This window comes from Clostridioides sp. ZZV14-6387 (genome assembly GCF_020657835.1).
Lineage (GTDB): Bacteria > Bacillota > Clostridia > Peptostreptococcales > Peptostreptococcaceae > Clostridioides > Clostridioides difficile_A.
Window position 1 is genome coordinate 1 of record NZ_JAGWCW010000008.1, and the last position, 11,527, is coordinate 11,527.

Here is an 11,527-nt window from a genome sequence, read left to right on the forward strand (position 1 = left end):
TAGGTTTATTTCATCCTTATGTTTTAGTTTGGTTAGCTTTAGGGGTTTCCAGCAATTCAAGTAGTATTGGATAGGTTCTATCCTATCTCTACATATAAGTTTCCCTATATGCTGACTATTTTAGCTACTAACTCACGACTAAAGTCACAAGTGTGCGTAGCTATTTTTTAATCAATTTCAGATTTTGAATCTATTTTATATTCCTCTGAACATTTTGATGATATAGGTTGATTTTTATTAAATATATTTAAAACATCATTTTTTATATAATTATTATCATCTAAATTTTTCTTATTATTAAAATCATTAGAAATGATTACTTTTGCACTTGATATGGGAGAATCAACATTTTGTGATATTTTTATATCTACAACAGATTTGTATATATAGTAGTTTGTCCAACTTTTTTTTCCCTCTAAAAAGCCTATATCTTCATCACATAACATAAATATAAAGTTTGGAAATGCTCTAGTAAATGTACCTTTTTGTGAATATAAAAATTCATCCACTAACATATTTTCTACAACTGTACTTGGATTATTCTCAGGAAGTTTTTTAAAGGATTGCTTTGGTTTTACTTGTTCAATATTAAATTTTCCAATCTCATTACCATGTATTTTATTAAAATTTTCATTCTTAAATATTAAATTTTCATCAGAAGGTAGATCTTTTCTAAATTCGTTCTCCAATTTATTTATATCTTGAGGTTCATATCCATATTTATATTCTGGTTCTATAACTGTATCTGATTTAATATTTTCTAGTTGTACATTAACTTTACTAAATTCAAATTTATCAGGATATATAATATAAAAATCTGGTTCTACAAAACCATTATATTTTTCATTTTCTTCTATTTTATTCATAACAATATCTGTTCTAGGATATTTTATAAGAGATGTTTGTTTAACTCCATTTTTAAATCTAAAATCTCTTATATTTTGTATAGCATTGTCTATTTCGTAATATTTTGGTAAATTTAGAGTTGGATACATTTCTAAATACATAATTTTCTTGTTAACACAAATATCTTGCATAGTTTTCCTATCTATACCTCTAGATGTACAATCTATAAAATCCTCTTTTGTACCTAATCTACCCTCAGGAATTTCATTATATTCATATCCATTTGTTTCCTTAACTTCATAGAATGGTCTAAATCCTATTGGTTTAGTCTTTTGGATTTTATCTATATCATAACTTCTACATTTAATAGTTATATTGTATAGTCCAGAAAATCCTAAAACAGTATCTACTTGAACATCTTTTATCATTATGTATTCTGTGCCAGTCAAATTAACAAGTTCATTTTCCACTTTTATAATATCTATATTTTCATTTTCAAAATTTCTATTTTTATTATTTAATTTGTTGAATTTTTTTATTATACTCTCATCACTAGTTTTAAATACAAACACAAAGTCAATTTTATCAAATCCCATGTATTGTTTTGTTGGTATTTCACCATTATTTAGTTTTATGTTAGAAAATATATTATTTAAATTAAAATTGATATATGTAAGATACACATTTTCTTTATCACTTAATATTTCATCAAAATAAATTTTATTTGTTGTTGTGGTTTTGCTCTTTATTTTATTAGAATCTATATTTTTTGAGTGTAATTTTTTAAATGTAAATTTACCAGTAAAGTTTACTGACTTTATCTTATTAATCCTCGATAAATTAGAATTTTCAAGATTTTTTTGAGTATAAAATCTATACAAATCCCAATCTATATGGTTATCTAATGAGACATAATCTTTATTAAAATAAGGATTTACATTAAGCTCTTCCATAATTATTTTAATTCTTAGACTCTCAGAAAAACCTTCTACAGTTTCAACTGACATACTTTTTAAGGCCACATTATTTATACCATTTGCATTATTCACAACTTTACATTCAATTGGAACAAATGGAGTATATTTAAATTGACAAATTAAATTTCTTAATCCATCTACATAATATTTGAAATCAAATGGTGATTCCACCTTATATCCATTAACTTGATTTATACCATTTGTCATTAAGTTTACAAATATTTCTCTTCTTATATTCCGTTTTTTAGATTGTCCTATATTTGCAAACCTATTTTCATTAAAACTTTCACCATCATTGGTAGAAGTTACACTTATATATTCTGGAGGTATTTCAAAACAGCAATCTCCTATTCTAAAAATATTATCAACATTGTCTTTATATTTGAGTCTATGTTCATACTGAATATATTCATAATAACTTAAAGGTTTATATTTATTACTTAAGTTTCTAAGTGTTGCTTCTTTATATAACATATTAACTATTTCTTGACTATCTCTATCTGTTATTTCCTGAGCAATAGCTCCATAATATGATTGATTTGAACTTTTATTAGACTCATTACCCATAAATTCACCCTCTTTAGCTCATAAGTACTTTTATAAATTCATAAAATGATTTTAGATATTATGCTTTCAATTTCATCGCTTGTTATATCTTTTCTATCATCTTGTATTGTAGTTCTTATATTTAAATTTTTTATATTTTTAAATAATTTTTTTATAATCTTTTCACCATAATCTATATTAGCATCTAAAGGGGATTGAGCAGATATTTTCATATTTAATGCTTTATCATTGTTTATCAAAATATCATCTTCTATTATGTTATCTTTACTTTCTGAATTATAATATTCGTCATTTAATTTAGATTTAATATTATTAAAAACTACCTTAGCTTTTATTCCTCTTCCTAATAAAAAGTTTTCATATTCTTCATAAAATTTTTCTTCAATATTATTTATACTATTCATGTATAATATCTCCAATCATTTTTAACATCTTTATTTTAAGTTTTTCAAGTCTGTTTTCATAAAAATTTAAATCTATATTTGAATCTTTTCCACCTAAAATATAATTTATATCAATATTTTTATATCCTGCTCTATTTAAAATATCTCTTATTTCTAAATGAATCTTTGATATGTTGTTATAATCTTTTAAACTTTCGTCGATATAAAAATCATTTATTTTAGAATTAATTCTATAATTACCATTTTTAAAGTCATCTTCATTTTCAGTAGAGTCTTTATTCTTATCTTTTTTATATATTGAATAAGTAATATTATCTTTATTATTTTTATTCCCTATGTTCAAAACATTTGAGCCTATATATTTAGTTTCTATATTTAGTTTTTGTATATTTTTATTCTCTATCACTTTTAGTTTATCTGGAGTGTCCCATTTTGTATTTATAAATTTATTAGAATCTAGATGATAGTATTTAGGTTTTATATAATTAATTTTGAGGTTTTTCTTGTTTAAACTTTTTATCTTATTTTGACTATTCATATATTCTTTATTAGATTTATTATTTAAATAGTCTTTGTCATATTCAAGATTTACATCTACACCTCTTAGTTTAAGAATATATTCAGACTTAGCTGTCATATCCATAAGCTTCTCATAATCCCAATTACATATTTCTTTAAAAGAAATATCTGGAAATGCTGCTTTTACAAATAGCTTACTTTGTTCTAAAAAAGTATTAAGTTTTCCTCTACTTTCCTCAAAACAATTTACTATTGAACTTTCATCTAAAATATGAGATTCATAAATTAGTTTTTTAGAAATTTCATCTGTTAATCCTGCCACTGAACTTTTTGAAAAAATAAATTCCTTAGGATATATTAATGCAGATTGACATATAAAATCATTAAATTCTTCGTATGTATTAGAAATAATACTAGCTTTCATATATATATTTAGATTAATCAATTTAAATATATATTCATGTGTGCCAAATTTGATATGAATTAATTTTTTATAACCCATTTTTTCTTTTATATTTATAATATCTTGTATTGAAAGCATTCTATATTACCTCTATTACAAAATCTTTTGTAAAACCTGACTTCTCCATAATAACTTCAGAATATGAAGTTGCTAATCCTGCCTTAGACTTATCTTTCCAATCATAGTTTTCTGGCCATAATGTCACAGTTTGGCATATAATTTCTTCACGTTCTAAAGTATCAATATTTTGAAGAGACAATAACTGCTTATATTCAAATCTATTAATAGTTCTAAATATAAACCTTTTTTTTAAAATATCAATCATATATATATCATAATCAGACCATTTCTTTTTCCATGTTTGTAATTGAATTGTCCCTGGTCCATCTTTAAATAATGGTGTATCTTCTAACGCTAAATCTTTCAGTTTTTCATTTTTACTGCCATCATTAAAAACATCTGCATATAAATCAATTTCATCTATATTTTTTCCATATTGAGATTCTAAATCCAACTTGGCCTGTTTTGCCAATAAATCTATTTTTTTTTCATCATAATTCATTTAATCTCCTCCAAACACTATTTAATTGTTAATTTCAATTACATCTTTTGCTATAAATTCATAAACATCGTATACAGGATTTCCTGTTGTATCTATTTCTTGACTTACTGATATAGGTGATACTCCAATAATTTTTCGATATTTTTCTTTTTTGTCTCCATATATAAGACTTATAGAAAACTTACTCTTTTTAAGTGTATTTATATTATTTGGATTAAAAGAAAGTTGATAGTCTGAATCTTCTAAGTCAAACTTTTGCTTGTTCTCTCCATAATAACAATCATCTATTAAAGCATCAATCAAATTATAATCACATTCTACTTCATCATATATAAAAGAATTTATAGCTTTTAGATTACAAGGCGATTTATATTGATTCTCTTCTTGTTTATCTTTAATACAGATTTCTTTTTCACTATTCTTCAAAATAATTATATTATAATTGGAATATAATTTTCTAAATATCAAACTCCAGGTCTTCTTACACAATCTTCCAGTTGGTATTATCTTATGTTCTTTTTGAAAAACCTTAATCATATCATATGTACACACACAATAATAACCATATTTTAATTCACTAAAGCTTCGTTCCTCATACATATATCCCATATATACTAAAGCTGTTTGAACAGAATGTACTCTAATATCATATTTGCTACCAAAATTAACATAGAACAGAGATTTATCATAAAGAAATGAGACATCATTGTCATATACATTACATTGATTTTTATATAAGACATTGTCATATTCTCCATATATACATTTATCATTTAGATTTCTTAAATCATATCCATATATCCAATCTGGTATAGATATTTTTTCTTCTTTATTTGAAATAGGCTCATCACAAGTATTTATATTTTGTTCTAAAGAATTAGAGAAATTTTTTAAAGCATTGCTGACAGGGATTTTTATATAACCTAATACTATCCTATTTCCAATAGCTATATTATCAAATGTATTAGATGTATATCCATAAATAGGTTTACTTTGTTCTTTGACATAAAATTTTATTGCAGATATTTGTTTATTATGTTTTCCATTTATATAAATCAATACATCCGAACTACCATAAAACTCTTCTTTATATGTACTATAATCTCTCCTTTTTTTATTTACATCATCAAAGTTTAAATTTGTCATATTTAACGCCTTTCAAATTGCTTTTTTTAGAATATTCATATCCTTCAATCGTAAAATCATAATAGAATACTGAATTTGAGTATATATTTGAATTACTTATATTATTTGATACTGTTTTATGAGTTTCTAAATTTGCAAAATCCTTCAAATCCATTGCTACAAAGTGAATTATATTTTTTATAAAAACATCCTCAATAGAAATAATTTGACTATCATTGGTAATATCTATTCCATATATCATCATTTGTGTGGCATATTTGTATTCATTTAAAGATACTATCATCACATCAAATAAGGGCAATTCATCTGAACTAATCTTTTTTTTATTAGATAAAATTGAAACTTTATTTGTCAAATCACTTATTAGATTCTGATTTATTAAAGTAAAATCCATTTTCCCAGAAATCATCTTAGGTCCTCGAGTATATCCAGATACATGTGTACTTCCTATTGATGCTACTGGCTTTTTATTTCTTTGAATTGAGTAGGATATACTTGTCAAGCTACCTAAAAGAATTGGCTTAGATTCTGGAAATAAAATAAATGCGAGAGAATCTGTACTTGAGAATGCTTTGTAAAAAGTATTATCTAAATCCATTTTATTTACCTCTCTTTTTATTTATATTTAGAAAAAACCCATATAGTTTTTAAATACACAAAATATACTTACAAAGATTTAACTACATGGGTTTTTTAATTTTATGATTTATTTTTATTTTTCATCTTTTGAGTATACACCTTGTATAAGTGGTGATATTTTTCTAGCTCTATAATTTAGCTTTTTCTCTAAGACGATTGTATCAATAGATACCTCACTAGATTCATCTACTATATCAACATCATATATCTTTTGAAATGCACATTGACCTTGTTCATTTCCAAATGTCATTGTTATATCAAATGGTGGCAAAGAATCTAAATAAACTATTCTATTATCTCTTATCGGACTAAATCCATTAGGTACTTTAAAGTTTTCATCACTTACTCTAGAATTATTTTCATTATACTTAGACTTACTATTCATATTCATAGCATCTTGTGCTGTAACATTCCACTTCAACATTTCTACTGCATTTATAAAATTTTCCTCTTCAGTTATAGCTAAAGTTCCTGAAGTTGTAAATACTGTAGATTCTGATGATTTCAAAATGCTTTTCATAGATTTAATTAGAGAATCTTGGTCAAACATAGCAAATACTAATGACCCTTTAATCTCTCTTTTTCCACTTGAAAAACTTCGTGCATCTGGACTTCCTAATGTATATACTGGCTTTTTTTCACGTTCTATACTCCATGATATTTTTTGTAATTCTCCAATAACTTGATTTGCAAAGCTTACAATTAAATCAGCTCCAGAAAATGCTGTTAGTGTGTTTATATTCGTGCTTGCCATAGTGATATCTCCTAACCATTAAATCTAAATGGATATTTTCTTCCATTTTATTTTTTTAAACCTACTATAGTGGTTATTTTTCTAAGTTCTTGTGGTGCTACTATACCAACTTCTAGCTTAGCCTGTCCTAATATTAAATCTTGTTGCGTTGCTATTAGGTTAAAACTATAATCTAGTATAGCTCCTTGTAATAGTAATGTATCTAATCTCTTTGCAATTGTTGCACTTAATGCATTTCTCTGCTCTATTGTATTTGCTTCCCCTATAAATGGGTCTGCTACTTCTCTTATATTATCAGTTACTGCTCTCATAACCTTTAATGTAGATAATTTTGAGTATACACTATCTTTCTTTGCGGATGTTGGAGCATCCACTACAAAAACCTTATTTAAACAAGTTCTGCTATTTAATTTTTTAGAATTGAATGAAACAAATTTATTCCCTGTTATATCATTTAATTGTGCATTTGAAAAAGAGTACTTTAATGATTTTACACCACTTAATATCTTATTTGTTGGAGATGAATATGGTAAGATATTCGTATTTAAAGCAGCATAAAGCACTGCCGCATTTCCTTCTCTAAGTGAACTTACCCTATGTTCAACTATAGGTGTAGGCCCTGCAACCACTGATATAAACTTTCCAAGGTCTATACAATTTCCCTGTCCATCAGTAATTATAGAGCCTTTATCATCTTTCATTAAAAACTCATTATTATATTGTGTTAAATATTTAGAGTGTAATTGAACACCTGACAAAGAGGTGTCTTTTAATGGATTCATTGATATCACGCCATATGTAGATTTATTTCTATAAGATAAGACTGCACAAAATAAAGCAAGTTCATATGCAAAATTTTGATGTCTGTCAAATAGTTTATCATCAGCATAAACACCTAAGGGTACTATCCAATCTACATTATAATTTTCAAGCAACTGATAAGCACCTTGTTTTACTATATATCCATTTCTATCCCTTTCTCCTGATAATGCTTTAAACATATCTTCTTTATTCATGTCTAAACCATTAGAGCCTCCTATAAAATATGTAGCTGATTTTATCAAGTCTTTTGTTAGTACTTCTGGTGTATCTGTTTCTGCAAAATATGTTGTTTGTAAAGTATTTATTGCATCTACTAACTCTCCAAAGGTTATGTAGTCAAGAGTTGACAATATCAATGGTTCTTCACCAATACTCATTTTAGATTCTGGCTTAATTATTTTTACATATTTTCCTATATAATTGCCAAAAGTATCTCTCAAATCTTCTACTTTCACTTGACCTAAATTATATATATCTCCAGCAAACCTAGATTTTAATCTTATTTTTCTTTCTATATTTTCTTTAAATGGCATATAATAACTTACTGATACTACTTGCCCCATTTCAAAACATTCTTTTTTAAGAGTTATAGTCTTTGATTTTTTATCTATTGAAAAAGAGTTCAAATCGAGTACTTTACTTCCACCAACATATAATATAAGTGTTCCATCTACTGGAGTATTGCTTAAAAGTAGTTTTTGAGTTGTTGTAGCTGTCATAAAAATATTTCCATCTAATTGAGTTTCTATATCTTCTCCAACAACTTCTACCCTATAACCAACAGCTACTTTTTCTCCTTCACTTAAAGATGGCATTGTTATAACATTATCATTCATTTCAATGTCATCCTCTATAGGTTTACCATCATAAGTAGCTACTATAGCAGCTCCATTTGGTATATTGGATAGAAAAATTTTTTTATCTTTATTTAAAGTTAAATATTCTGGTTTCTGCTCAACCCAATATCTATAACTATAAGATACTGAAACAGGTACTCCTGCATCACAAGCATTTTTTTCTATTGATATACTTTTTGTAGATTCATTATATGTAAATCCAGATAATAGCTCAATTCCTTTTACATACACTCTAATCGAACTTGGAACAATTCCTTTTCCACTTAGTTTTATATCAGTTTTCTCACAACCTTGAATAATGGATAAATCCTCATCTATTTTTTTATTTCTTTCAACCACTTGTGATGGTGCACTTATATTTGATGTTGAACATGTACCAGATATTCTCATCACTCTTATATCTTGGCATCCAGCCTCTCTAGCTTGCTTATATGAGTGAACTAATGTTGCACCATTTGGAATTCCATTTAAATTAATATCTGAGCCAAATAGTAATTCTATAGAAGAATCATCTATAGCTACTGGCTCCATTACTGGTCCATCAACTGCTGTACCAAGTAACAACATGCTATCAGTATTGTATTCATCTGAGCTAAATCTAAGTGCAGAACCACCATCTTTAAATTCAACTAACATTCCTGGAAGATTAGGATACAAATTTCCTAAATTTGCCATAAAGGTTTTCCTCCTCTAAATCTTGTAGATTTTACAGATTTTATACCAAGTAAAATTCACATTATTCTTGGTTAAATTCTATCCTGTATAGAAAATTTCATTTCTATACTTTTTAGTTTATTAACGTTTAAAGTCTTTACTTTCTCTAATCGTATAAAATATTCAGATATTTTGACTGAAATATTTTTATCAAAACCTATGTTATCTTCAGTCGACATCTCCTTTAAAAAGAAAATCTCTCCAAGACCTTTTTTCTTTAGAAATCCTGTATAAGACACTATTATATCTTCGAAATCTTCCATGAGTTTTCTACATTCTCTTTGTGTTTTAGTTAGAAATCTAAATTCTAATATACAATCAAAACTTTGTCTATATACTTTAATGACCTTACCTGTTTTTTCTTTATTTTCATTTGATTCATCTATTACATCAGTCAACATTGGTTTATGACTTTTTCCTTTAGATGTTTCTCTTAATTTTACAATATAATTTATTTGTGGAAGTATAATTTTATTTGCTTCATCTTTTTTTATTGTGTCAAAGGAAATTGCTCCCCAATTATCCTCTAATTCTACATTTAAAATGTCTCCTAATATTTCTTCCATTTTTTCAAAATTATCAATATATTCTTCAGTTGTAAGTATATTTTTATTATTTTGCATAAATTCCATATCCATTTTTTCACCTACCTATACTCAATCCACTATAGGTTTTAACATACTCTAACATATATACTGTCTTTAAACTTAAATCTAAAAATAATTCTCCTGACTTATGTTTAAACAATTCATTTATTATATATTTACTTATAATTTCTTTATCTATTAATTCATCTAACAATTGTGTTAAGTTTTCTTTTAAATATCCAGATGATAGCAAAGCATCTATATTTTCACCTATGTATGAATACATCATTTTTTTTATATAGCACATAGTCAATTGAATCATTCTTACATTACATAGATACTTATATTCTGTATGCTCACTCATTGTAATTCCGTTTGATACAACTACTCTTCTAAGTAACTGACTGAATCTAAATGATACATATCCAAGCTCATTCATTTTTTCTATTGTTAAAATATCAAAAGTATTAAATAATGAAAATGACTCTGGAATTTCTTTATTTGTAGTATTTTCTATTATGTTTAAACTGGCTATAAGAGGAGCATATACAATACTTGCATTTACAATATTAGTACCATATGTGGTATATATGTCACCAGCCACTACACTTATCAATTGTTCATAATTTTTATCAAACTTTGACACTTCATTTATTTTTTTAAAATATTCTAATCTACCAATATATTCTTTCTCATCTATCCAAATCTCATTAGTTGGATTAAGTCCAATTACACCATGAGTTATAATACCTGTTTTCATTTGTACTATGCAAAAAATAAGTAATTGTTCATAAAAAGTTACATATCTTTCTCCATTTTTCAGAGTTAGATATTCTCTAGTTAGGTCATAATATTTATCTATTTTTTCTATATCATCTGTAAATGTATCATCATAGTATACTCCTAAAGGCATAATAATATCTATGTCAAGCCCTTCCAAAATAGTGTATGTGCTATCTAAATTATTGTACATTGTGTTTTTACTGCAATCTAATCCACTATATCCTCCACTAAGTTTGTATATACTTTGATTTACTTCACTTATAGATTCCTTTGTTTCTATATAAGAATCACAATAAATACTACAAATTATCATCCCTTTTAGTTTTTGAGAATCTTTATTTATAGCTTCTGATAGGTCATATAGTGTAGGATAATTTTTATATGGATATTTTAATACATAATCCCCTAAACTTTTTGGATAGATTACCTGCAAATCATCCTGATTTACTATTATTTCTATATCATTATATATTTCATTCGCATACTTTGATTTAATATGTATACAGTTTTTTATTACTTCACCATTAGTACATTTTACATCTAAAAAAACTTCTGCATGTGCTCCTGTAACTTTGCATAGATAAACTTTACAGTCTAATTTAGATTCTTTTATAATTTTATATGCTTTAACTAAAGAGCCTGTTTTTCCAAATTTTGAATTCATATGAGAAATTGAGTTTATTTTTATTGGAGTGTTTACTGGTCCAAATTCTGAAGTTCCTAATAGATAAATATTTTTACCATAAAATTCATGTTCATTAAATAGCTTTTTTGATGTGTCCATATTTATTTAATTCCTTTTAAGCATCTTTATTTGTTATGATTCTTTAAGATTAGTTGAATACACTATGTATCTTGACATTATTTAATATACTCTTCCTTATATC

The 11,527-nt window shown here is 25.7% G+C and carries 10 protein-coding genes; all 10 read right to left on the reverse strand.

Annotated elements, in window-relative coordinates; translation table 11 throughout:
* Positions 1–167 precede the first annotated feature (167 nt).
* The 10 genes from KGF38_RS06765 to KGF38_RS06810 all read right to left on the reverse strand — a co-directional run bounded on the left by KGF38_RS06765 (position 168) and on the right by KGF38_RS06810 (position 11,424).
* The gene (locus tag KGF38_RS06765; protein ID WP_074178337.1) at positions 168–2,390 is read right to left on the reverse strand and encodes a hypothetical protein; all 2,223 of its coding nucleotides are present in this window, start codon (positions 2,388–2,390) and stop codon (positions 168–170) included.
* 38 nt (positions 2,391–2,428) lie between these two features.
* Entirely contained in the window at positions 2,429–2,794 is a 366-nt protein-coding gene (locus tag KGF38_RS06770; RefSeq protein ID WP_054270795.1) for a hypothetical protein, read from the reverse strand.
* Positions 2,787–3,854 (reverse strand): hypothetical protein, encoded by a 1,068-nt coding sequence (locus KGF38_RS06775; protein ID WP_074178338.1) that lies wholly within the window; start codon positions 3,852–3,854, stop codon positions 2,787–2,789. The genes KGF38_RS06770 and KGF38_RS06775 overlap by 8 nt, the downstream gene beginning before the upstream one ends.
* A gap of 1 nt (position 3,855) precedes the next feature.
* Entirely contained in the window at positions 3,856–4,338 is a 483-nt protein-coding gene (locus KGF38_RS06780; protein WP_054270797.1) for a hypothetical protein, read from the reverse strand.
* A gap of 21 nt (positions 4,339–4,359) precedes the next feature.
* Positions 4,360–5,484: a hypothetical protein gene (locus KGF38_RS06785; protein ID WP_054270798.1), complete on the reverse strand. Its 1,125-nt coding sequence runs from the start codon at positions 5,482–5,484 to the stop codon at positions 4,360–4,362.
* Positions 5,465–6,082, reverse strand: coding sequence for a hypothetical protein (locus KGF38_RS06790; protein ID WP_054270799.1), 618 nt, complete (start codon positions 6,080–6,082; stop codon positions 5,465–5,467). The genes KGF38_RS06785 and KGF38_RS06790 overlap by 20 nt, the downstream gene beginning before the upstream one ends.
* A gap of 114 nt (positions 6,083–6,196) precedes the next feature.
* Complete coding sequence (locus KGF38_RS06795; RefSeq protein WP_054270800.1) at positions 6,197–6,877, reverse strand: hypothetical protein; 681 nt, start codon at positions 6,875–6,877, stop codon at positions 6,197–6,199.
* 47 nt (positions 6,878–6,924) lie between these two features.
* Positions 6,925–9,231: a hypothetical protein gene (locus KGF38_RS06800; RefSeq protein WP_054270801.1), complete on the reverse strand. Its 2,307-nt coding sequence runs from the start codon at positions 9,229–9,231 to the stop codon at positions 6,925–6,927.
* A gap of 71 nt (positions 9,232–9,302) precedes the next feature.
* Positions 9,303–9,908, reverse strand: a complete 606-nt coding sequence (locus tag KGF38_RS06805) for a hypothetical protein (protein WP_054270802.1) — start codon at positions 9,906–9,908, stop codon at positions 9,303–9,305.
* A gap of 4 nt (positions 9,909–9,912) precedes the next feature.
* Positions 9,913–11,424: a hypothetical protein gene (locus KGF38_RS06810; RefSeq protein WP_227832271.1), complete on the reverse strand. Its 1,512-nt coding sequence runs from the start codon at positions 11,422–11,424 to the stop codon at positions 9,913–9,915.
* Positions 11,425–11,527 lie beyond the last annotated feature (103 nt).